Below are 23914 nucleotides of genomic sequence, written 5' to 3' on the forward strand. Positions count from 1 at the left end.
CCCCCCCCCCCCCCCCCCGCCCGGGCCCGCCCCCCCCGCCGGGCCCGGCCCAACCACCCCTACCCGGGCGGCGCCCCGGCCCCCCCGGGCTCCGGCCCGGGGCGGGCCCCCCCGCCCCGGGGGCGCCGGGGCCGCGCGGCGCGTTCGACGGCCGGCAGGTCCGGCGAGCCGGACGTTCACGTCACCTCCTCGGTGGCGCGGAGCCGCTCGTAGACCTCGAGGTAGCCGCCGACCATGTCCCGTGCGTCGAACTCCCGGCGGACCGCCGCCCGGGCGCGACGGGCACCACGCTCCGCCGCCTGCGGGTCGTCGAGAACGGCGCAGATCGCGTCCGCCAGCGCCTCGGGGTCTTTCGGTGGCACGGAAACCGCGCCGGGGCAGCTCTCCAGCACCTCCGAGAGCCCGGGCACCGCGCTGGCGATGAGGGGCCGTCCGGCGGCGATGGCCTCGATGGCGGACAGCCCGAGCCCTTCGCTGTGGCTTGGCTGGACGACGACGGAGGCCGCGGAGTAGACCGCGCGCAGCGATCCGAAGGGCAGCGCGGAGGTACGCAGCAGCACGCGGTCGGACAGGCCGGCGTCCTCGATGTCCCGCTCCACCTGCCGCTGGTAGGCGACGGACGCGGAGTTCAGCGAACCCACCAGGAGGGCACGGGCACGGGGGTGGTGTCGCGTCACCCGGGCCATGGCCCGGACGAGTTCGCGCTGCCCCTTGCGCTCCTTGAACCGTCCGACCAGCAGCACCACTTGGTCGTCCGGTGCCACCCCGAGCCACTGGCGGGCCGCGTCGACCTCACTCCGGTCACCAGGGCCGTACAGGTCGGCGTCGATGCCGTAGCGGGCCAGGTGCACCCGGGCGGGGTCCGCGCCGTACTCCCTGGCCTGCCTCTGGTACTCGGCGCTGCCGGTCACGACGGCGTCGTACGGCAGGTGACCGTAGACCAGCCGCGCCCGGGAGCCTCCGAAGGGGTCGGTGTGCGGGGTGGTCTCGTTCATCGTCGCCACCAGGGGGCAACGCAGGGAGGACTTCATCATCGCGCCGAGCACGGCACCGACCTGGCAGAACGTCTGCAGGATGTCGGTCTCGTCCGGGGTGATCAGGTCCTGCGCGTCGCGCAGCAGCCCGAAGACGCGCTCCTCCCAGGGCACGCAGTCGGCCGACTGCCAGCGCTCCGGATCGGTGCGGGATCGGTGCACCCGTACGCCGGCCTGCACTTCGAGGGGCAGCGAGCCGGGATAGCGCTCGGTCAGTACGGAGACGCTGTGGCCCTCGCGGACCAGTCCGGCGGCCAGAGTGAACGCCTGTGTCTCCGATCCGCCGCGGACCGGCGGGAAAGTGGGCGTGAGGAACCATATCTTCAACTCCGATCTCCCTGCCGTGTCATCGGGTCCGCCACAACTGGGCGAGGTAGCGGTCGCCCACGTACTCCTGCTCCTCGACCGCGACACGGTCGGCGTACCGGGTCAGGTCCCCGTACCCGTCCAGGGGCCGGATCACGGTCGCGGTCGTGCGGCTGGAGACGTTCTGTGCCGCGGGCGTGGGGTTGTGGCCGTCCACGATCAGCAGTTCCCCGCCCGGCCGGACCGCCACGCGCCCCATCTCGCGCACGGACGCCCTGAACTCCTGCTCGTCGACGACGTGTTGCAGGGTGAAGACCGCGAGCACCAGGTCGAAGGCTCCGGACGGCAGCGGGAGCTTCGCCGTGGACGCCTGCACCACCACCGCCGGCCGGCCGGCCACCACATGCCTGGCCCTGTCCACCATCCTGGCCGACCGGTCGATCCCGACGGTCAGTCCGGCGCGGCGGCTCACCCAGCTCGTCAGCCGGCCGACTCCGCACCCCAGATCGACGACCCTCCGCCCGTCGAGGTTCGGCACGAGACGTTCGATCATTGACTTCTGGGCATCGTCGACGCCGGCGCACTCGGCCTCGCTCCAGCGGTTGGAGAGCACCGCGTACAGCCCCGGGTTCTCGGCACGCCTGTCCCAGACGTCCATCTCACACCTCCCGCAGGGGGCGGGCGGCGGCCGGAGCCGTCGCTGCGGGGAGACCGGCCGCGGGTGACGCCGCGTCCGGCGCGTCGATGTCGGCGCGGTCGCGCAACAGGTCGGTGAGCATGTGGTTGACGGCGAGGTGGACGTCCTCGACGACGCCGTAGTGGGAGGCGCTCGCCAGGATGACGTGGTCGGCGAGGGCGCGTGCGGAGCCGCCGTCGAATCCGAGCAGTGCGATCGTCTCGACCGAGGCGGAACGGGCGCAGGCGAGGGCCTCGACGATGTTGGGCGAGTTGCCACTGGCGCTGACGACGATCAGTACGTCGCCCGGGCGGGCCTGGGCGGCCAGCGGTGCGGCGAACACCGCCTCGTAGGAGACGTCGTTGGCCCAGGCCGTCACGGCGGAGACGTCCAGCAGCGGTACCACCCGCAGTCCCCCCGGCCGGCCCCGCGCCGCGGTCTTGGCGAGATCGCAGGCCATGTGGGAGGCGGTGGCGGCGCTGCCCCCGTTGCCCGCGACGAACACCGTCGCGCCCCGGGCCCAGGCGGCCGCCAGCCGATCGGCGGCCGATCTCACCCCTGCCACGCTGAGGTCCTCGACGGTTTCCACCAGCGACTTCACATACTCGTCCGGATCCACTGGGGTTTCTCCGCTCCGCAGAATCGGCAGGGCCGGTCAGGACCGTGCGCAGGTTCGTGTCAGATGGTCGGCCAGGTCGCCGACGGTGTCGTACGAGAAGAGCAACAGCCTTTCCTCGTCGAGCCGCACGCCGAACTCCGCCTCGAAGGCGACCAGCGTCTCGATGAAGGCGAGCGAGTCGACGCCGAGGTCCTCGGTGAGTGACTGAGAGTCGTCGACTTCTTCGGCGGGGCATGGCGGGATGCTGATCGCGGCCAGCTTCTCGGTTATCCAGGCCCTCACCGATGTGGTCGTGTCGTCCGTAAGCGCGGCGCTGCCGACCGCGGTGTTGCCGTTCATGGCTGTCATCAGCCTCCTCGACGTCCGTGCTGGGCGGGGTGGGACGGCTTGCTCGGTCATGTGCGGGTCGGGGTGCGGGATCAGGTCGTACGGGGGTGCCGGGCGATCTTTCCGGTGCGGGTGCGAGGGAAGTCGTCGACCACGACGATGCGCCGTGGCACCTTGTGCGGGCTGAGCCGGCTCCGGCAGAAGCCCAGCAGTTCCCGGTCGGACGGGACGGGCCCGTCCGCCAGGCGTATCCGGGCGGTCAGCGACTCGCCCGACCGCTCGTCGCGTTCGGTGTCGCACACCGCCTCGACGACGGCGGGGTGCCGGGTGAGGCAGGCCTCCACCTCTTCCAGGGAGACGTTGATCCCGTTCACGATGGCGATGTTGCGGAGCCTGCCGCGCAGGTGGAGGAAGCCGTCGTCGTCCAGCCAGCCGAGGTCACCCGTGCGCAGCCAGCCATCGCACAGCACCTCGGCGGTCTCCTCCGGACGCGCGTGGTAGCCGGTCATGACGCCGTCCCCCCGGACGACGATCTCGCCGGCGCGACCCGGCGCCAGGCTGCGGAACGCCTGGTCGCGGATGGTGATTCGCATGCCCGGTACAGCCCGGCCGACGCTTCGGGGGCGGTGGGTACGGTCACACTGGCGGAGGGTGGTGATGCGAGGGCCGGCCTCTGTCTGGCCGTACGTCTCGATCAGTTCGGTGCCCGGCAGCCGGGCCGACACCTCGGTGAGCACCTCGGCCGGGGTGGGAGCTCCCCCGAAGACGACGTGCCGCAGCGACGACAGGTCGTAGGCGCGGTGCCAGTCGCCCAGGCCGAGCAACCGGAGCATCGCCGGCACCAGCAGCGTGGAGGTCACGCGGTGCTGTTCGACGAGGCGGCCGAAGCGGCTGGGCAGGAAGTCGCCGTCCAGCAGCACGATGTGGCCGGCTGCGGCGAGTTGCCCGACGAGCTGGACGGTGTTGCAGTAGCCGAAGCCGAGCGGGACGGTCACCAACGTGGTGTCGCGCACGGTCGTGGGGCCGAGCGAGGCCCGGTGGGCACGGGCGCTCGCCAGCAACGCCCGGTGAGCGAGCACGACCCGCTTCGGCAGGCCGCAGGAGCCCGACGTGCCGAGCAGTACGGCGGGCGACTCGGGGTCCCGAGGCGGCGAGGGGACCGGCCCCGGGGCGCCGAGGGACGGTCGCAGCCCACGGAGATGCCCTTCGGCGCCGGCGCGCACGGATATGCCGAGAACGACGCTGCGGGCACCCGGCCCGGGTGAAGCAGCGCGGGTTCCCTCCGCGTCCCGGATGAGCACACGGGGCTCGCAGTCGTCGAGTTCGCGGGCGGTCTCGTCCTCGCTGAGGTCGGTGGCCAGCGGTACGACGGTGCCGCCGAGTTCGAGAACGGCAAGGTAGAGGACGACGTATTCGGCGGAGCGGCGGACCTGCAGGGCGACCCGATCACCCGGCTCGACCGCTCGGGCCAGCGCACCGGCCACATCCCGTACGCAGTGCAGGAGTTGGCGGTAGGTCAGTTCCAGTCGGCCGTCCGTGAGGGCGGGAGCTGCGGGACTGTCCCTAGCGGAACGTTTCAGCACTTCTGGCACGACCGGGTGTGACCCGCTTCGATCGTGGGGTGGTTCCGACGGGTCGAGGTGCGCATGATGTCCGTCACGCACAGAGGCCTCCGTCCGCTATAGTGGGCGGCCCCCATCAGGGTTATCCACTCAAGTCAGGGCTGTCAACAACAGCGAACAGAGATACCAGCCTTATCGGCACTTGCATCCGCTGTAGCGGACAGCCGAGGATGGGCGTGACATCACCACGCAGCATCGGCGGAGGCGCCCCGTGAGCGACGCAGAGCCATCTCGCAGACGCCCTCTCACCCGGAGGATCGATCAGCATCTGACCAGGCTCATCAACGCGCTCTACCCGGACGAGCGCACCCGGCCGGGCTACACGCGGCTGGCCAAGGAGATCCGTGAGACCACGGGCGGCACTCTCTCGGGCACGTATCTCTGGGAGCTGGCTTCCGGAAGGAAACACAATGTGACGCTCGAACAGCTCGACGTCTTGGCCGAGTTCTTCGGCGTGCCACCCGAGTACTTCCTCAACGAGGAGGTCACCGAGCGCGTCAACTCCCAGCTCCGGCTGGCCACCGCGCTGCGCGCGACCAAGGTCCGCTCCCTGGCCCTGCGCGCCGAAGGCCTCTCGGAAGAATCACTGGACGCCCTGCTGACCATGGTCAACCAGGCCCGCAGGCTCCAGGGGTTGCCCCTCGTCGAGGACCAGGATCCGGACGAGCGCGGGCAGCGGGAGGGCGACGCCGGAGAGACAGACGACACCGCGCCGGGTCGCTGACGGGCAGGCACCGACCGCCACCGGCGCACTCCGCGGGCGATCCCGAACGAAGGGGACACCTTGGTACTGCGATACAGAACCCTGCGGCGGCGCTGCCACTCACTGCTGGAAACCCTGGATCTGTCCCGGCCCGTCACCCTGGACGAACTGTGCCGGCGCCTGGCCCGGCACCGCGACCGCCCCCTGCACGTCCACCCACTGCCTACCCAGCCGGTGGCCCCTGGTGCCTGCGGGGTCTGGCTCGCCACCGACACCGACGACCACATCTTCGTCGAGCCCGCGACCAGCCGTCTCCACCAGGAGCACATCATCCTGCACGAGATCAGCCACATGCTCCTCGAACACGACTCCACCGACCTGGACCCGGCCTCCGCCGCGAGCGCCCTCATGCCGGACCTCTCCCCCGCCCTCGTCCGGCAGCTGCTGGCCCGTACGTCGTACGACACGCCCCAGGAGCAGGAAGCGGAGACGCTCGCAAGCCTCATGTGGAGCACGGCGCTGCACTCCTCCGGCCCGGAGCGGTCCACCTCCGAGGGACCGCTGGGGAAACTGGAGAAGGCGCTGGGGCTGGACGGCCCGTGCTGAGCGAAGCGGTCGCGGCCGGAGACCGATTACAGGCCCTGGGCACCCTGGCCATGTGGGCCGCCATCCTGCTGCGAGCGCCCCATGCCCTGGTGTCACAGCGCCAGCGGCCGCTGTGGCTGATCATCCTGGCCGCGGCGGTGGCCAACTCCCTGGACCTCGAGCAGACCGGGCAGCTCCTCGGCGGGTGGGGCTGGAACGGACACGGCATGGACCTTGTGCGCAACGTCTGCGGGGTCGTCTCAGCGGTCATCCTCCTGGAGTTCATTGGTTCCGTCACCGGCGACCGGACTCTGCGGCGCCGACTGCGCGTGGGGGCGGCCACCGTCGTGCCGGCCCTGATCGTCCTCGACGTCGCGAGCGCGCCGCACGCCGCGCACGGCATCGGGGCGCAGGGCCCGCCCACGCCGTCCACGGCGTACTGGCTCCTCATCGTCCTCACGCACCTGGCCGCCAACTGGGTGTGCGCGCTGGTCTGTCTCAGGCACCTGCGCGACAGCGGGAGCCGTCGACTGCGCGTGGCGGTCATCCTCTTCTCATCCGGAACCCTGTTCGCCAGTCTGTTCTGGCTGGGGGTCCTCTGCCAGCTCGCGGCAGGCCCTTCCTGGCCGCTGTCGCTCAAGCCGTTCTTCCTCGCCTTGCACGGGCTGCTCACCTCCGCGGCCCTGACGGTTCCGTCCGTGGCGGCGATCCGCCAAGCCGTGACGGAGTCGTGGAGTTGCTGGCGGATCTGGCCGATGTGGCGCGAGCTGACGGACGCATGCCCGAACGTCGCCCTCGCCAAGCCGCGTCCACGACTCCTCGAAGTCCTCTCCCCGAAGGCGAAACGCCGGCTCCTGCTCTACCGCCAGGTCGTCGAGATACATGACGCCATGCTGGTGCTGCACGACTACGCGCCCGCTGAAGCGCACGCCAGGGCACGGCACTTGAGCGAGTGCAGGGGCCAGGGCACGGACCGGGCCGCCACCGCGCTGGCGTACCTCCTCAAGGAGGCACGCCGGGCGAAACTCGCCGGCTACCCGCCACAGCGCCACGCCGCCACTGTCACCGGTCCGGGCTGCGCCGACCTCGCCGAGGAGCGGGCGTTCCTGACCCGGGTCGCCCAGGCCTACGCCACCGCTCCCGTGCCGGAGTTCCCCTCCCCTGCGGCGCACCGGCCGGCCGGTCGGCACCGCACACCGGCAACAGACGAAGAAGCACACGGAACACACGAAGGAAATGCCGCATGAGCACAGCCGCCCCGCCCCGTGCCGGACGGCGGGAGTGGACCGGACTCGCCGCCCTGGCCCTGCCCACCCTGCTCATCTCCATGGACATGACCGTCCTGTATCTGGCGATGCCGCAACTGAGCGCCGATCTCGGGCCGACCTCCACGCAACTGCTGTGGATCACCGACATCTACGGCTTCCTCATCGCCGGGGCGCTGGTCCCGATGGGGGCGCTCGGTGACCGGGTGGGCCGTCGCCGGCTGCTGCTGACCGGCGCCGCCCTGTTCGCCGCCGCTTCCGTCCTCGCCGCGTACTCGACGAGCGCACCCATGCTGATCGGCGCTCGTGCCCTGCTCGGCCTCGCGGGGGCCACGCTGATGCCCTCCACGCTGTCGCTGGTCCGCGTGATGTTCGAGGACGCGCGCCAACGGGGCTTCGCCGTTGCCGTGGTGATGACCAGTTTCTCGGTCGGCACCACCCTTGGTCCGGTGCTCGGTGGCGTCCTGCTGACGCACTTCTGGTGGGGGTCGGTGTTCCTGCTGGGCGTTCCGGTGATGGTGCTTCTGCTGGCCGTGGGGCCGACCGTGCTGCCCGAGTACCGCGACCCCGACGCCGGCCGGCTGGATCCGGTCAGCGCCGCCCTGTCGCTGGCCGCCCTACTGCCTGTGGTCTACGCGGTCAAGCAGCTGGCGGAGCACGGCGTGGGGTGGGTGCCGGCGGTGACCGCCGCGTTCGGGGTGGCGGTGGGCACGGCGTTCGTCCGCCGTCAGCGGCGGCTGAGCGACCCGCTGCTGGACCTCGGACTGCTCGGCGACCGGGTCATCAACGCCTCACTGGGCATCTACCTGCTGGGGCTGCTGGCCATGGGCGGTACCCAGTTGTTCATCGCCCTGTACCTCCAGGAGGTCCTGGGTCTGTCGCCCATGCTCGCCGGGGCGTGGATGGTCCCCGCCGCGCTGGGCACCATCGTGGGTTCGCTGCTGGCTCCGCTGCTCGTACGCCGGCTGCGTCCGTTCGTCGTCATCAGCGGCAGCCTCCTGCTGGCGGCCGTGGGCTTCGGCACGATGACCCGGCTGGGCAGTGACGACCTCCCGCTGCTCATGGTCGGCTATGTGATCGTCGCGCTGGGCCTGAGCCCGATGATCGCCCTGTGCACCGACCTCGTCATCAGTACGGCGCCGCCACAGCGAGCGGGAGCCGCATCGGCCCTGTCCGAAACCAGCGGCGAACTGGGCGTGGCGCTCGGCGTCGCGGTGCTCGGCAGCCTCGGCTTGGCCGGTTACCGGGACCGGCTGTCGCACACGGCGCCGGACGGTCTGCCCCCGGAGGCGTCGGACGGTGCGGCGGATACCGTCGCCGGCGCGCTGCGGATCTCCGGGGAACTCCCCGGCCACCTCGGCGACGCCCTGGCCGACGCCGCCCGTGCGGCCTTCGCCCACGGCCTCGCTCTGGCCTGTGCGGCGGCCACCCTGATCGTGATCACGGCCGCCGTCCTCGGTGCCGTCCGACTCCGTGAACTGCCCGCCTCCGCTGCCACCGCGGTCCAGCCGGACAGCGGCCAGGACACCTCGTCGGGACCGGACACCGAGGGGCGTGCCACCTCGACGCAGCCTGCCGGTGTCGGCGGTGACGGCGAGCAGGGCCACCGTAGCGACAGGAGGAAACAGTCATGACCCACGACATGGTGATCACCGACGGCGCCGCGCACCTGGTGGCCGAGGACATCATCAAGATACGCGGGGACCGGACGGTGCTGAACGGTGTCACCCTCACCGTCTCCGCGGGAGACCGCATCGGCTTGATCGGGGAGAACGGGGTCGGCAAGTCGACTCTGCTCCGCGTCCTCGCCGGCGGCGAGGACGCGGACCGGGGACAGGTCCGGTACGCACTGGACGGAGACCCCGGCCATCTGCCGCAGGAACCCGAACTGCCGGGCGACTGGGACCTGTCCCGGTGCCTTGAGCTGGCCCGCGCCGACCTGGACAGGATCGGCGGGCGGATGCGCGAGCTCGAGCGGCGCATGACCGAGGACGACGAGACCGGGCTGTCCCCGGTGCTGGACGAATACGCCACACTCCAGGAGGAGTTCGCGGCACGCGACGGCTGGCGCTTCGAGGCGCGCGCCACAGAGGTCTTCGAGGCACTCGGTCTGCGCCGGCTGCCGCCCGACCGGCTCGCCCGCGACCTGTCCGGTGGCGAGCGGGCCCGCCTCAGCCTGGCCCTGCTCATCCTGCGCCGACCGCCCGCGCTGCTTCTCGACGAGCCGACGAACCATCTCGACGACGCGGCTGCGGACTGGCTCGCCGGTTGGCTCCGCTCGTATCCCGGGCCGTGCCTGATGGCCTCGCACGACCGGGACTTGCTCGACAGCGCCGTCACCGGCCTGATCGACCTGGACGGCCCCGAAGGCACCGCCGTCCGCTACGGCGGACGGTACGGCTCGTACGCCGCCGAACAGGCCGCGGCACGGCGACGCTGGGGGACCCGGTACCGGGAGTGGGAGGACAAGCGCGCCGTCGCGCAGCAGCGGCTCGCCCGCGCCAGTGTGTCGGCGCGCTCCTACCGGGGCCCGCGCGACACCGGGAAAATGGAGTACGACGCCCGGGCCGTCGGCGCGCAGGCGGCCGTTTCGCGGCAGGCTCGTTCGGCCCGGGAGGAGCTCCGGCGTCTCGAAGGCGCTCCCGTCCCGAAGCCGCCTGCGCCGCTGCGTTTTGGGGCGGTCGGCCTCGGCGGCGTCGAGTCCGACGGGCTCGGCGCACCGGACGTCGACGACGGTCTCCTCGTCGACGCCGAGGCCACGGTGGCGCTCGACGGCATCCGTCTCCCTCCGGTGGCTCTCGGGGGCAAGGACCGCGTCGTGGTGGTGGGCCCGAACGGCGCGGGCAAGTCCACCCTGCTGCGAGTGCTGGCGGGAGAGTTGCCTCCGGACTCGGGCACGGTCCGGTGCAGGACAGGTGTGCGTATCGCACACCTGCCGCAGGAGAGCCACTTCGGCTCCGGCCATCGCACCACGCTGCGGGCCTTCGCCGAGAGGGTGAGGGCCTCGGAGGACGAGGCCGCCGAGCACTTGCTCGACCTGGGCCTGTTCCGGAAGGGGGACCTGCGGGTGCCGGTGGGTTCGCTGAGTGTGGGTCAACGGCGCCGGCTCGACCTGGCCCGCCTGGTGCGGCTCCAGCCTCACGTACTGCTCCTGGACGAGCCGACCAACCATCTGAGCCTGCCGCTCGTCGAGGACCTGCAGGCAGCGCTCGACGAATTCCCCGGCCCGGTCCTCACCGTCACACACGACCGCCGGCTGCGCCGCACGGCAGGGCGGCTCATCCACATGGGAGTCAGCTGTTCGCCTTGATCGTCACACCTTCGGCTGTCGACGGCCGCTGCTGACCGGACTGCTCGTGTACGTGGCGGCAGGCGCGGTGTGCGCATTCGCCCCGAGCCCGTCGGTGCTCATCGGCATGCGTCTGATCCAGGGTCTGGGCGGCGCCTCGGGCATCGTCATGCCCGGGCCGTCGTCCGGGACCTCTACGACGGACTCGCCGCCGCCCGCCTGCCGTCCTCACTGATGCTGGTCTCCGGTACCGCGCCGATCCCGGCCCCCGTACTCGGCGCCCAGTTGCTGCGACTGACGTCCTGGCGCGGAATGCCGGTCCACCGCACTGCCCATGGCGGTGTCGGCCCTCGGCCTCGCGCTGGCCGCGGCGGGCTGCTTCCTGGCCCTGTGCCGCCCATGGCGGCCGGCCCCCGATCCGCTGTCCCGGTGAGGCACTCACACGTGTCCGATCCGCCGCCGGCCGTCCGTCGCCCGCCCGCCGTCCCGCGGAGAACCTTCGTCTCACGGGGCCGCGCTCAGGAACGCCGGTCCGGTCGGTCCGAGGGCGACCGGATACAGTGCGCGGGACCGCAGCACGGTGAGAGAGGGAAAGCGTGCCGGACACCAGCGACGCCCGACCTGCCGGGGGTGAGGCGCGAGCCTCGCGGCAGAGCCGACTGCACCGGCTGATGCGCTTCATCCCCCTGATCGCCCCTGTTCTGCTGTGGGCCGTGCCCTGCTGGGTGCTGCTGTACACCGGCCAGCACTGGCCGCTGCCCGTCGCGCCGGCCGGAACCGCCCTGTTCGTCCTCGGCCTCGTAGGCATGCCGCTCGCGATGGCGCGCGGTCACGGCCGGCGTCAGCAGGACCGGGCGGCGATCACCGGTGACACCCTGCTGGGCGCGAGCTGGGTTCTGTTCGCCTGGTCCGTTCTGCTCGGCGTCCTCTTGCGGCTCGCCCTGACCGTGGCCGGCGTCGGCGAGAGCCAGGACCGGGCCCGCATCGTCACGTGGGCCGTTCTCGGCGTGAGCGCCGCCCTGCTCGGCTGGGGGTACGCCGAGGCCCGCCGCGTGCCGCGCGTGCGCCGGCTCGACGTTCGACTCCCACGACTGGGTGCCGGGTTGGACGGCACCCGCGTCGTCCTCATCACCGACACCCACTACGGCCCCCTCGATCGCGCCCGCTGGTCGGCCCGGGTGTGCGAGACGGTGAACACGCTGGAAGCCGACCTGGTCTGCCACACCGGCGACATCGCGGACGGCACGGCCGAACGCCGCCGCGCCCAGGCCGCACCACTCGAAACCGTGCGGGCCACCCGGGCTCGTGTGTACGTCACCGGCAACCACGAGTACTACAGCGAGGCCCAGGGCTGGGTCGACCTGATGGACGAGCTGGGCTGGGAGCCCCTGCGCAACCGCCATCTGCTGCTCGACCGCGGCGGCGACACCCTCGTGGTCGCCGGCGTGGACGACGTCACCGCCGAGTCCTCCGGTGTGGCGGGCCACCGCGCGCACCTCGCCGGAGCCCTGCACGGCGCCGACCCCGACCTGCCCGTCCTGCTCCTGGCGCACCAGCCCAAGTTCGTCGACCGGGCGGCAGCCGCCGGCATCGACCTCCAGCTCTCCGGCCACACCCACGGCGGCCAGATCTGGCCCTTCCACCACCTCGTGCGCCTCGACCAGCCCGTCCTCGCCGGCCTCAGCCACCACGGCCGCCGCACCCTCCTCTACACCAGCCGCGGCACCGGCTTCTGGGGCCCGCCGTTCCGTGTCTTCGCCCCCAGCGAGATCACCCTGCTCGTACTCCGCTCCCCGCACCAGCCCACCTCGGCGTAGCGCTCGTCCGGGCGGCACGGTCGCCGGCGCCCTCGTTTCGGCGAACCGGCCCTCTGCGTCCCTCGGTCCGAGGCGGACGTCGACGGGGTGGAGTCAGGACCGTCCTGGCTCCACCCTTGGTGCGTCGGTTCACTCTTTCGCAGGTCGCATGTCCCCTCAGGTGCGGGTCCAGCGCTGGTTGCCGCCGTTCGAGCAGGTGTAGAGCTGGATCAGGGTGCCGTTGGCGGTGCCTCCTGCGACGGCGTCGAGGCAGAGGCCGGACTGGACGCCGACGATGGAGCCGTTCGAGTCGATGCGCCATTTCTGGTTGTCGCCGCCCCAGCAGCTGTAGATCTGGACCTTGCTGCCGTTGCCGGTGCCGGCGGCGTCCAGGCACTTGTTGCCGTAGACCCTGAGCTCACCGGCGGCGGTGTACGTCCACTGCTGGTTGGTGCCGTTGTGGCAGTCCCACAGGTTGAGCTGGGTGCCGTCGGCGGTGCCGGTGCCGGGCACGTCGAGGCAGCGGCCCGAACCGACGCCCTTGATCGTTCCAGCACCCGAAGGAGGCGTGGAAGTACCGCCGTTGAGGGCGTTCAGGACGGCGGTGTAGGCGGGCTTCTTGCTGCCGTTGCCGTTGAACAGCAGCGGCGTCTGCTCCGATCGCCAGGAGTCTGTGTCGCGCACACCCCAGACGGTGATGCCGAGGCAGCGCGGGACGGCCAGGCAGTCGTTGGTCACGTCGGCGTACGTCGTGGCCGGGGCGCCCTGGATGTCGAGTTCGGTGATGGCCACGTCGACGCCGAGGGCGGCGAAGTTCTGCAGGGTGGTGCGGAAGTTGCTGTTGTAGGGGCTGCCGCTGTTGAAGTGCGACTGGAAGCCGACGCAGTCGATCGGCACGCCGCGCTGCTTGAAGTCCCGGACCATGGCATACATCGCCTGGGTCTTCGCCCAGGTCCAGTTCTCGACGTTGTAGTCGTTGTAGCAGAGCTTGGCGGCCGGGTCGGCGGCGCGGGCGGTGCGGAAGGCGACCTCGATCCAGTCGTTGCCGGTGCGCTGCAGGTTGGAGTCGCGCCGGGCGCCCGAACCGCCGTCTGCGAAGGCCTCGTTCACGACGTCCCACTGGGCGATCCTGCCCTTGTAGTGGGCCATCACGCCGTTGATGTGGTTGATCATCGCCTGGCGCAGCGTGCTGCCGCTGAGGCTCTGCATCCAGCCGGGCTGCTGGGAGTGCCAGGCCAGTGTGTGGCCGCGCACCTGCTTGCCGTTCTGCACCGCCCAGTTGTAGACACGGTCGGCGGCGGTGAAGTTGAACTGGCCCCGCTGCGGTTCGGTGGCGTCGATCTTCATCTCGTTCTCGGCCGTCACCGAGTTGAACTCTCGGTTCGCGATCGTCGTGTACGCCGAGTCGCCCAGTCTGCCGGAGGCGATGGCGGTGCCGAAGTAGCGGCCGCTCTGCGCCGCGGCGGCGCCGAGGGTGCTCTCGGCGGCGTGTGCGGACGGTGGCGCGACCAGTGCGGCGACCACGCCGAGGACGCCGGTGACCAGCGCCAGCAGCAGGCCGCGGACCTTCCGGCGGACAGCGGGTCTGGGAAGGACGTACGAGCCCATGGCTGTGCCTCCAGGGTGGGAATCATGGAAGGACGGAGAGGGCAGCACGGAGTCACCGGACACCGCGGTCGGAGGACCGGGGCGATCTCGACCGGACGGCACCCGTGCAACGGTTGGTTCGACATGTCGAACTACGACCGGCCCTCAGGCAGGGATGATTGAGGCGTTGACGATGAGTCGTCAATACTCCCGGCCGAAGAAGATTTCGTTCTCTCGCCCGAAACTTCCGGAGCCCCCGGGAGTCGAGCGGCGCCTCCTGTGGCCGTCGGCGGCCGCTGTGGAGCCGACGTGAGGCGCTGTTTGTGGACAGATCGGCGACAGGCCTTGACCTATAGCCTCCGCATTCCTAGCTTGTGGCGTCGAACCTTCCGGGAATTCCTCGAAATGTTTCGAGGCTGCTCCGCCCTCTCCCGGCACGTCCGCTCCGCGGTTCATCGGGGTCACCTCACCCCCACTCCGAAGAAGGAGGCCCTCTGATGTGGTTTCGTCCTCAATCCCCGGTCCGTGCCAGACGATTACTCGCCGCTCTCGCGCCCCTGCTGCTCGTGGCCGCCTTCCTCGGTGCCCAGCCGGCCGCAGCGGCGACCGTAGACCCCAACGCCTCGTATGTGCTGGTCAACCGCAACAGCGGCAAGGCCCTGGACGTCTACAACATGGCGACCGGTGACGGCGCCCGCATCACCCAGTGGTCCAGGAACGACCAGAACCAGCAGCAGTGGCAGTTCGTCGATGCCGGGGACGGCTACTACCGCATCAAGTCCCGCCACTCGGGCAAGGTCCTGGACGTCCACAACCGGTCCACCGCGAACGGGGGCCCCATCGTCCAGTGGGCCGACCTGAACGGCACCAACCAGCAGTGGCGGCTCGCCGACAGCTCGGACGGCTACGTGAGGCTCATCTCGCGTCACAGCGACAAGGCCCTCGAAGTGCAGGGCGCGTCAACCGCCGACAACGCCGAGGTCGTCCAGTACGACGACTGGGGCGGCACAAACCAGCAGTGGCAGCTCGTCAAGGTCGGCGGCGCCAATCCCGCCCCCTGCGATCTCCCCTCCACGTACCGCTGGACATCGACGGGTGCGCTGGCGCAGCCGAAGCCGGGATGGGTCTCGCTCAAGGACTTCACCGTCGTCCCCTACAGCGGCAGGCAACTCGTCTACGCGACCACGCACGACACGGGGACGCGCTGGGGGTCGATGAACTTCGGCCTGTTCACCAACTGGTCGGACATGGCGTCGGCGAGCCAGAACACGATGTCGACCTCCACCGTCGCGCCCACGCTCTTCTACTTCGCCCCCAAGAACATCTGGGTGCTCGCCTACCAGTGGGGCGGAACCGCCTTCTCCTACCGCACGTCGAGCGATCCCACCAACCCGAACGGCTGGTCGTCCCAGAAGGCGCTGTTCTCCGGCAGCATCGGCGACTCCGGAACAGGCCCCATCGACCAGACGCTCATCGGGGACGGGACGAACATGTACCTGTTCTTCGCCGGTGACAACGGCAAGATCTACCGTGCCGGCATGCCGATCGGGAACTTCCCGGGCAGCTTCGGCTCGACCTCGACCGTGGTGATGAGCGACACGAAGAACAACCTGTTCGAAGCCCCACAGGTCTACAAGCTGCAGGGCCAGAACCGCTACCTCATGATCGTCGAGGCGATCGGTGCGCAGGGCCACCGCTACTTCCGCTCGTTCACGGCCACCAGTCTGAACGGTTCGTGGACACCGCAGGCCGCGACCGAGGGCAATCCCTTCGCCGGTAAGGCCAACAGTGGCGCCACCTGGACCAACGACATCAGCCACGGCGAACTGATCCGCACCGGCCCCGATCAGACCATGACCGTCGATCCCTGCCGGCTGCAGCTGCTCTACCAGGGTCGCAGCCCCAACTCCGGTGGCGACTACGGTCTCCTCCCCTACCGTCCGGGCCTGCTGACACTGCAGCGCTGACGGTCCGAGAAACAGGCAGGCCGGGAAGCAGGCGAGCTTCCCGGCCTCACCATCTGCCGCCCTCCAGGTGCGGAGGGGCACCTGATCCCCCCGGGGGGGAATTCGCCGGGCGCACTGTTCGCGAGCGGTCAGTCCGGCAGGGGTTGTTCCGCCCAGATCGTCTTGCCCTCCGCGGTGTGACGGCTGCCCCAGCGCTCGGCGACCTGGGCGACGAGCAGCAGTCCCCGGCCGCCCTCGTCGAAGACCCGGGCGCGGCGCAGGAGCGGCGCGGTGCTGCTGCCGTCGGAGACCTCGCAGACGAGGACGTCGGCGCGGATGAGGCGCAGCTCGATGGGGGCGTGGCCGTAGCGGATGGCGTTCGTGACCAGTTCGCTGACGATCAGCTCCGTGGGGAACTCGAGCTCGGACAGTCCCCAGGCGGCCAGTTGTTCGCCGGCCATCCGGCGGGCCCCGGCGACGGCCGCGGGATCCACGGGCAGCCGCCAGACGCGTACCCGGTCGGTGCCCAGACCACGGATCCGGGCCAGGAGCAGAACGATGTCGTCGGCGGCGGGCTCGGCCCGTACCTTGCGCAGCACCTCCTCGCAAGCTTCCTCCAGGCCGGCGGCCGGGTGGCGCAGCGCCTCGCTCAGCAGCTCCAGTCCGACGTCGATGTCACGGCCGGGGGTCTCGACGAGGCCGTCGGTGTAGAAGGCGAGCAGGCTGCCCTCGCCCACGTCGATCCGGGCAGCCTCGAAGGGCATGCCGCCCAGGCCGAGCGGTGGCCCTGCGGGCAGGTCCAGGACCTGCACCGTCCCGTCCGGGTTCACCAGGACGGGCGGCGGGTGCCCGGCCCGGGCCATGTCGCACCGGCCGGCGACGGGGTCGTAGACGGCGTAGAGGCAGGTGGCGCCGACCTCCGCCGAGGCCCCCTCGCCCTGCCCGCGGGTGTCCGGGCCTTCCTCCCGGTCGAGTCGGATGACCAGGTCGTCCAGGCGGGTGAGCAGCTCGTCGGGCGCGAAGTCGGCGTCGGCGAGCGTACGGACCGCGGTGCGCAGGCGGCCCATCGCGGCGGAGGCGTGCACGCCTTGGCCCACGACGTCGCCCACCACCAGGGCGACCCGGCCCCCGGACAGGGCGATGACGTCGAACCAGTCGCCGCCGATCTCGTCGCCCGAACCGGCGGGAAAGTAGCGGTGGGCGAGGTCCAGGGCCTGCGCTCGGGGCGGCCCGGGCGGCAGGAGGCTGCGCTGGAGAGTGATCGCGGTGTGGCGCTCGCGCGTGTAGCGGCGGGCGTTGTCGATGCTGACCGCCGCCCGGGCGGCGATCTCCTCGGCCAGAAGCAGGTCGTCCTCGCCGAAGGCGTCCGCGGTGCGGTGCCGCACCAGGTGCATCACACCCAGAGTGACGCCCCGGGCGCGCAGCGGCACCATCATCACCGCGTGGATCCCGAACCTCCGCACGCTCTCGGCGCGGGCCGGGTGGGCCGTCGACCAGTCGCCCAGCAGCGGATCGCCCATCCGGTACACGGCACCCCGGCCCGAGGTCAGTGCCCGGGCAGGTGGCGAGCTGGGCGGGCAGATGTCGATGCCGCCCTCCGGGACCACGGATTCCGGGCATCCCGGCAGCACCGACCGTTGTGCGGTGCGGCGGAAGACGATCTGCGTGCCGAAGGGGATCGGTTGCGGCTCATGGCCTTGGGCGACCGCCTCCAGCAGGTCGACGGTGGCGAAGTCGGCGAACCCGTCCACCGCCACCTCGGCCAGTTCCTCGGCCGTCCGGGTCACGTCCAGGGTGCTGCCGATCCGCGTGCTGGCGTCGTTGAGCACCGCCAGGCGGCGCCGGGCCCAGTACTGCTCGGTGATGTCGATGACCAGGGCGGACATTCCCAGGGTCTGCCCGGCCCCGTTCTTCAGCGGGGAGAGGAAGACCGACCACGCGTGGTCGCGGATCTCGCCGGAGGCCCGGAAGGGCTGCTCCTCGCGGACGATCATCTCGCCGGTGCGCACCACCTCTCGTTGCAGGCGGTCGATCTCGTCCAGCGGCGGGGTGGGGTAGATCTCCCACAGGGTCTTGCCCCTCATCTCGTCCGGGGTGAGACCCATGGCCCGGCTCATCACCTGGTTGCAGGTCACGAAGCGCGCCTCACGGTCGTAGACGGCCACCGGCAGCGGAAGTTGCGCGAGGGTGAGGTGCCACAGCTCCGTGGGCTCCTCCTCGGTCGGCCCGGCGGGGTAGGTCACGGCCGCCGGGGTGACGACCCAGGCGGTCCTGCCGCGCGCGTCCGCCAGCGGGGTGCCCCGGAGCTGCGCCTTGACGCGTCCTCCGTCCCGCTTGCGCAGTCCCACGTCACTCGTCCACGGTTCGCCTGCGGCCAGGTGGCGTCGCATCGCCACGGGCAGCTTCGCGGACAGCAGGTGGGAAGCCTGCCGGCCCACCACCTCCTCGGGCTCGTATCCGAGCAGCCGCTCGGCTCCCGCGCTCCACACCAGCACGGCACCGCGGGCGTCGATGACGGCGGCGACGTCCTCGGACGCCGGCGCGCCCCCTTCTGGTGTGTTCGTGTCGGGTTGGTTGTCCATGGGGTGTCCCGACTTCGTTCCCGCCGCGCCCGGCACGGCCTGTGCCACCCGTCACGGGCGGTGCCTTCAGCATCCCGCCGCGGCCCGCCTCGCTCAACCGGCGGCGCCGGCATCGGTCCGCGCCCGGGTACGGACCGACGTCCCGCTGTTGAAGGGGACGGGCCGGGCTCTGCGGGCGGCCGGGGCGCCTTTCGCGTCGGCATCCCACGCCGGAGCACAGCACGAGGGCGCCTGACCAGGTCGGATCCCTGTCAGGCGCCCTCACCAGCGGCTGGCTAGCGCCGGTGGTTTCCTACAGTGACGACTCCCTTCGTACGGGCGCCTGTCTTGTTGTCGTAGAGGACGTCGCCGGTGGACTTCTTCCAGATCCTGATGCGGAAGGTGTCCGGGCCGTCGGTGGCGGTGACGCGGAAGGCGTAGCCGCTCTTGCCGCCCACCGTGCCGGTGCCCTGGTAGACGGCCCGGGAGCCGTTCACCACGAGCCAGTCGGAGCCGGTCGAGCGGAAGGCGAGCCGGGCGGAGCCGAGGACGAACGTGGCCTTGCCGGTGGGGACGGTGGCTCCCTTGCGGTACTGGGCGGCCAGGGTGAACGCCGCCTTTCCGGTCAGCCCCGGCCTGCCCGGGTAGGCGCCGGCCGGTGAGGTGATCGTTCCCGCGCCGGCGGCGGGCCCGGCGGCACGGTCGTAGGCGATCAGCTCGGCGAGCGTGGTGCTGTCCGTGCCCTTGTCGTCGTCGGTGACGGTGATGACGGGCCGGTGGATGCCCGCCGCGTCGTAGACGTGTGTGGCGCGGCAGCCGGAGTCGGTGACCTTGCCGGCCGTCGGCCGGCCGCCGTCCTTCCAGTCGACCGCGCAGGTGTGGCGGTCGGCCGTGCCCGGGTCGTCGAAGGACGCGGTGACGACGGCGGTCCTGCCCACCGGGACGGGCGAGCCCGGTCCCTCGGCGGAGGTGACCGACGGGGCGGCGTTGGAGACCTTGACGGTAGCGGTGTCGGTTCCGCGTCCGCCCGTGAGGGTGACCCGGAAGGTGCCGTCGTCGGCACAGGTGAGGGTCGTCCGGGCCGCCGCCGGGTCCTTGACGGTGCACGGGGCGCCGTCCTGCACGGTCCACTCGGGCGTGCCGGCCCCGGACACGGTGCCGGCGAGCGTGATCGCCTCGCCCTCGGTGCCGGTGGCGTCCGGGCCGGCGTGGACGACGGTGACCGGGTCGATGCCGCCGAGGGTCGGGACGACCTTCTTGATCAGGCCGTCGGAGCCGAACTCCAGCTTGTCGATGGTCGTTTCGCGGTGGGTGCCGTCTCCGCCGGGGATGGCGAAGCGGTGGTAGGCGATGTACCAGTCGTCGGTGTTCGGGACGTGGACGACGGAGTGGTGTCCGGGCCCCTTGATGCCCAGGGAGAGGTCCTTCTCCAGGATCACGCCCTGCTTGGTCCACGGGCCGGTGGGCGAGGGGCCGGTCGCGTAGGCGACGCGGTAGTTCTCGTCCCGGGTGTCGTTCTCCGACCACATGAAGTAGTAGGTGCCCTTGCGCTTGGTGACGAAGGTGCCCTCGTTGTAGCCGCTCGGGGTGATGTCCTGGACCTTCGAGGTGTCGACGGACGTCATGTCGTCGCCGAGCGGGACGACGTAGGCGCGGCCGTTGCCCCAGTAGAGGTACTGCTTGCCGTCGTCGTCGGTGAAGACCGCCGGGTCGATCATCTGGCCGCGGAAGTCACCGGCCTTGAGCAGCGGCTTGCCCAGGGCGTCCTTGAACTGCCCGGTGGGCGAGTCGGAGACGGCCACGCCGATGTTCGCGTCGGCGCAGAAGTAGAAGTAGTACTTGCCGTCCTTCTCGGTCATGGCCGGTGCCCAGGCCCTGCTGTCCGCCCAGCCGACGTCCGGTCCCAGGTCGAGGATGACGCCGTGGTCCTTCCAGTGGACCAGGTCCTTCGAGGAGTAGGCCTTGAACTGCGTGCCGCTCCATCCCTCGAAACCGTCGGTCGTCGGGTAGATGTAGAAGGTGTCGCCGAAGCGCACGATGTTCGGGTCGGCGTTCAGGCCCGGCAGGACCGGGGTCCTCATGATCAGTGCCGAGACCTTCCAGGTGCGCTTCTTGCCGTCCGCCCCGGTGACTTCGTAGGTCACGGGCTTGGTGAAGTCGTGCACGCTGCCGGAGGCAGGGCTGATGGCCGCACCCTCGGCGAGGGCGAACTCCGGTGCCAGCGCGGTGAGATCGGTGCCGTCCTTCATAGGCAGGGTGATCGTGCCGGCCGCGTTGCCGACGAGCGCGTCGACCTTGAGAGCCGGGTGGGTCGCCTTGGCGATGCCCGCCGTGTTGCCGCTCAGTCGCATGACCTCGGTGCCGGTGAGGGCACGGTCGTAGATGCGGAAGTCGTCGACCTCGCCGCCGAAGTACGGGTCGGCGGCGTAGAGGGACCGGCCGATGTAGCCGCTGTAGTCCTTGGCCGCGCTGTACAGCTCGGACGGTTTGATGGTGGTCGTCGTGCGGGCCGCCTCGATGCCGTCGGCGTAGAGGACCATGGTCCCGGTGGCGCCGTCCAGCGTCACCGTGACGTGCCGCCACTGGCCGGGGGTGAGCTGCGAGCCGGCCGTGAGCTTCGACTCCGCCGACCAACTCGCCTTCGTGATGGCCGAGTAGAGGCTGGAGCCACCGTTGGACGGCGTGGCGAACAGGTACTTGTCGCTGTCGGGTCCGAGCCCGAACAGCCACTGGAAGCTGCTGCCGCCCTTCCACTTGGCGTACGTCGACACCGTGACGCTGCCGGCGTCCTTCAGCACCCCGTTGGGGATCTTCACGTACGGCGAGTCGGAGCCGCCTGACATCTTGAACGAGCCGCCGTCGACACCGGTGCCGAAGTCGGGTGGGCGCACATAGGTGCCGTGGTGGCCGTGTCCGCTGGAGTCACGGGCGATGGTGCCGTTCGTCTCGTCGAAGCCGTAGTGCAGGAGCAGGTCGGCCGGGACGTCCGGTCCCTCTTCGGACACGGTGACCTCGGCCCGGACCGGTATCGCCGCGCCGCCCGGCAGGCTGCCGGTGACGGTGAAGGTGCCGGCCTGGGCGTACTTCGACGCCGGGACGTCCTCCCAGTCGACGGAGACCGGCCGCTCGACGCCGTCGGCGTACTCGGCGATCACCGTGGCCGGCAGCACGGGGGCGTCGCCGATCCGGGTCTTCACCGACACGTCCTCGACGCTCTTCACGATCTGGTCGGGCTGGTAGGCGCGCAGCAGCCGGTCGTACTCGGCCTGCGTCACCGGCAGCACGGTGCCGTGCCGGGGCCTGGCGGGCAGGTCGTAGCCGGTGGAAGGGGTCCAGGTGCCCGAGTCGAGGTCGGTCGTCTCGAACGGGATGTAGCCGCGGCCGCCGAACTCGTCGAGGAACGCGTACCACTTCTCCTCGGTGTTGGACTTGAACACCAGCGGCCCCTCGGCGGCGTTCATCGCGCCCTTGCCGATGCCCTCGGCGACGGGGGTCCAGGACGGGTTCAGGATCGAGTCGCTCTTCTCCTGGAAGATGAACTTGCTGTTGGGGGTGGAGGAGCTGTTGTTCCGCTCGTCCTTGGAGAGGCGGTAGTACGTGCCGTCGTGCCGGATCATCGTGGAGTCGATGACCGAGTAGCCGCGGTCGATCCAGACCTTGGGCTCGCTGAAGGTGTAGAAGTCGCGGGTGGTGGCGTACATCATGCGGTTGTACGTGTCGCCGGAGTGGTCGGCGTTGTCGTACAGCTTCGACGCCCAGAAGACGACGTACTCGCCGCGCTCGGCGTCGTAGAACGCTTCCGGCGCCCAGGTGTTGCCCGCGCTGTCGGGTGAGACCTTCACCAGGCGCTGGTTCGTCCAGTGCACCAGGTCGGTGGACTCCCAGACCATGATGGACTTGCTGCCGGTGCGTTGGGAGGCGTCCCAGTCGCCGTTGCCGTAGATCCTGAGGTCGGTGGCGATCTGGTAGAACTTGTCGCCCTCCGGGGAGCGGATGATGAACGGGTCGCGCAGGCCCTTCTCGCCGAGCGTGGAGGTGAGGACCGGCTTGCCGTCGTTCAGTTCGCGCCAGTGCAGCGGGTCGTCGCCCTTGCTGAGGGCGGCGTAGAGCTGCTCGCCGTCGGAGGTGCCCTCGCCGGTGAAGTAGCTGAACATGTAGCCCTTGAGGGGCGCCGTGGCGGGGAGTTCGGGCACCTTGGCCGTCAGCACTCGCGTGGCTCGGGCCTCGCCCTTGGTGACGGTGGCGGTCAGTTCGACCGTGGTGGCCCCGTCGCCGTGCGCGGGGCGGTGCACCTCGCCGTCGGCGGAGACGACGTCCGGCTTCGCGGAGGACCAGGTGACGGCCGTGCCGAGGGCACCGCTCCCGGGGAGGGTGAGGTTGCCGCGGGCGTCGTCGAGGTTGTGGACCGTGAGCTGCTCGGCCGCCTGCCGGACGGCGGCCGCGTTGTCGAGTGCGGGCCGGACGGTGACGTCGAAGGTCTTGGTGCCGGTCACGGTGCCCTTCTTCAGGGTCGCCGTGAGCGTGGCGTGGCCGTCGGGCGAGCCGGCCTCGGGGCGGGTCACCTTGCCGGTGCCGGACACCACGGACGGGTTGTCGCTGGCCCAGCTGACGGCGGAGCCGCCCGCCGGGCCGGTCTTCGGCAGGTCCAGGTCGGCGGTGACGCCACTGGTGTCGCCGAGACTGAGGGCGTCCTTGTCTGCGGCGACGCCCTGCGCGGCGACGGGGAGGGAGAGCTGCTCGACCTCCGAGCCGTCCAGGGCCCTGTCGTACACGCGGAAGTCGCGGATCCGGCCCTTGAAGAGCTTGTCGCCGTCGTAGACGGACTTGCCGATGTAGTTGGCTCTGGTGGTGCCGGAGCCGATGGCGCCGGGTGTGGTGGTGACCGAGGTGTTGCGGCCGACCTCGACGCCGTCCTCGTAGAGCACGCCCGTGGAGCCGGTCTGGGCGTAGGTGACGTGCTTCCACACGCCGCGGGTCAGGTTGTGGGAGTCGGACGGCTTGGTGGTCTGCTCGGTCGACCAGTTGCCCGTCGCGGCGGAGGTGCGGAAGGAGTTGCCGGTGGTGAACAGGTAGCCGTTGCCGGTGCCCGCGCTGGTGTTGCCGAAGCCGTAGAGGAAGTAGGGCGTGCTCTGGGCGGAGTCGATCAGCACGTCCATGGAGACGGTGATCGAGTCCATGCCCTTCATGATGTCGTCCGGCACCTTGATGTAGGTGTCCGATCCGTTGAAGGCGAGTCCCTGACCGGATGCCGACCAGTCGGCGGTGCCGCTGAGCGTGCCGTCGCGGCCGTTGCCGGAGGCGTCGGTCACGGTGGCGCCGGTGCCGGCGTCGAGCTTGTACCACAGGGCCAGGCCCTCGGTGAGGTCGGCCGCTTCGGGCGCCGGTGCTTGTGGGGCCGCCTGTGCGGAGACGGCGGGGCCGCCGAGGGCGAGCAGCATCGACGCGGCGGTCAGCCCGGCGAGGGAGCCCGCCCAACGTCTCGCGCGGCTGCTGGGTCGTGCGACGTGCGTCATGTGTGGGGTCCTCTGCTGAGGCATGGCTGATGACGGACAGGGCGGAGCGGTGGGCGCGGAGATGACGAGGCGACGGCAACTTCTT

General features: G+C 70.9%; 15 protein-coding genes and 1 pseudogene. 8 read left to right on the forward strand and 8 right to left on the reverse strand.

Going from position 1 to position 23914, the window contains the following annotated elements:
- Window positions 1–176: 176 nt before the first annotated feature.
- The 5 genes from ACFCXS_RS29715 to ACFCXS_RS29735 all read right to left on the reverse strand — a co-directional run bounded on the left by ACFCXS_RS29715 (window position 177) and on the right by ACFCXS_RS29735 (window position 4545).
- Window positions 177–1361 carry a glycosyltransferase family 4 protein gene (locus tag ACFCXS_RS29715; RefSeq protein ID WP_376646425.1) on the reverse strand — a complete coding sequence of 395 codons (1185 nt, stop codon included), beginning with the start codon at window positions 1359–1361 and terminating at the stop codon, window positions 177–179.
- Between the two features lie 19 nt (window positions 1362–1380).
- Window positions 1381–1998 (reverse strand): class I SAM-dependent methyltransferase, encoded by a 618-nt coding sequence (locus ACFCXS_RS29720; RefSeq protein ID WP_376646426.1) that lies wholly within the window; start codon window positions 1996–1998, stop codon window positions 1381–1383.
- 1 nt (window position 1999) lies between these two features.
- The gene (locus ACFCXS_RS29725; RefSeq protein ID WP_376646427.1) at window positions 2000–2635 is read right to left on the reverse strand and encodes an SIS domain-containing protein; all 636 of its coding nucleotides are present in this window, start codon (window positions 2633–2635) and stop codon (window positions 2000–2002) included.
- Window positions 2636–2671: 36 nt separating this feature from the next.
- Window positions 2672–2983, reverse strand: coding sequence for an acyl carrier protein (locus ACFCXS_RS29730; RefSeq protein WP_376646428.1), 312 nt, complete (start codon window positions 2981–2983; stop codon window positions 2672–2674).
- A gap of 71 nt (window positions 2984–3054) precedes the next feature.
- Window positions 3055–4545, reverse strand: coding sequence for a class I adenylate-forming enzyme family protein (locus tag ACFCXS_RS29735; RefSeq protein WP_376646429.1), 1491 nt, complete (start codon window positions 4543–4545; stop codon window positions 3055–3057).
- A gap of 250 nt (window positions 4546–4795) precedes the next feature.
- Between ACFCXS_RS29735 and ACFCXS_RS29740 the strand changes: the two genes are divergently transcribed.
- The 7 genes and pseudogenes from ACFCXS_RS29740 to ACFCXS_RS29770 all read left to right on the forward strand — a co-directional run bounded on the left by ACFCXS_RS29740 (window position 4796) and on the right by ACFCXS_RS29770 (window position 12243).
- Window positions 4796–5308, forward strand: coding sequence for a hypothetical protein (locus ACFCXS_RS29740; RefSeq protein ID WP_376646430.1), 513 nt, complete (start codon window positions 4796–4798; stop codon window positions 5306–5308).
- A 60-nt stretch (window positions 5309–5368) separates the two neighbouring features.
- Complete coding sequence (locus ACFCXS_RS29745; protein ID WP_376646431.1) at window positions 5369–5893, forward strand: hypothetical protein; 525 nt, start codon at window positions 5369–5371, stop codon at window positions 5891–5893.
- Complete coding sequence (locus ACFCXS_RS29750; RefSeq protein ID WP_376646432.1) at window positions 5887–7119, forward strand: MAB_1171c family putative transporter; 1233 nt, start codon at window positions 5887–5889, stop codon at window positions 7117–7119. Before ACFCXS_RS29745 ends, ACFCXS_RS29750 begins: the two co-directional genes overlap by 7 nt.
- Window positions 7116–8771, forward strand: a complete 1656-nt coding sequence (locus ACFCXS_RS29755) for an MFS transporter (RefSeq protein WP_376646433.1) — start codon at window positions 7116–7118, stop codon at window positions 8769–8771. Before ACFCXS_RS29750 ends, ACFCXS_RS29755 begins: the two co-directional genes overlap by 4 nt.
- Window positions 8768–10447, forward strand: a complete 1680-nt coding sequence (locus ACFCXS_RS29760) for an ABC-F family ATP-binding cassette domain-containing protein (protein ID WP_376646434.1) — start codon at window positions 8768–8770, stop codon at window positions 10445–10447. The genes ACFCXS_RS29755 and ACFCXS_RS29760 overlap by 4 nt, the downstream gene beginning before the upstream one ends.
- A gap of 10 nt (window positions 10448–10457) precedes the next feature.
- Window positions 10458–10765, forward strand: a pseudogene (locus ACFCXS_RS29765) (MFS transporter); the annotation flags it as partial.
- Between the two features lie 257 nt (window positions 10766–11022).
- Complete coding sequence (locus ACFCXS_RS29770) at window positions 11023–12243, forward strand: metallophosphoesterase (RefSeq protein ID WP_376646435.1); 1221 nt, start codon at window positions 11023–11025, stop codon at window positions 12241–12243.
- A 156-nt stretch (window positions 12244–12399) separates the two neighbouring features.
- Here the strand turns inward: ACFCXS_RS29770 and ACFCXS_RS29775 are convergent, their stop codons facing one another.
- Window positions 12400–13830, reverse strand: a complete 1431-nt coding sequence (locus tag ACFCXS_RS29775) for an endo-1,4-beta-xylanase (protein ID WP_376646436.1) — start codon at window positions 13828–13830, stop codon at window positions 12400–12402.
- 476 nt (window positions 13831–14306) lie between these two features.
- Here ACFCXS_RS29775 and ACFCXS_RS29780 point away from each other — a divergent pair, with 476 nt between their 5' ends.
- Window positions 14307–15776: a non-reducing end alpha-L-arabinofuranosidase family hydrolase gene (locus ACFCXS_RS29780; protein WP_376646437.1), complete on the forward strand. Its 1470-nt coding sequence runs from the start codon at window positions 14307–14309 to the stop codon at window positions 15774–15776.
- Between the two features lie 128 nt (window positions 15777–15904).
- Here ACFCXS_RS29780 and ACFCXS_RS29785 read toward each other — a convergent pair whose 3' ends face one another.
- Both ACFCXS_RS29785 and ACFCXS_RS29790 read right to left on the reverse strand, forming a co-directional pair.
- Entirely contained in the window at window positions 15905–18337 is a 2433-nt protein-coding gene (locus ACFCXS_RS29785) for a SpoIIE family protein phosphatase (RefSeq protein WP_376646438.1), read from the reverse strand.
- A gap of 275 nt (window positions 18338–18612) precedes the next feature.
- Window positions 18613–23829: a family 43 glycosylhydrolase gene (locus tag ACFCXS_RS29790; protein WP_376646439.1), complete on the reverse strand. Its 5217-nt coding sequence runs from the start codon at window positions 23827–23829 to the stop codon at window positions 18613–18615.
- Window positions 23830–23914: the final 85 nt, after the last annotated feature.

This window comes from Streptomyces sp. NPDC056373, assembly GCF_042262425.1.
Classification (GTDB): domain Bacteria; phylum Actinomycetota; class Actinomycetes; order Streptomycetales; family Streptomycetaceae; genus Streptomyces.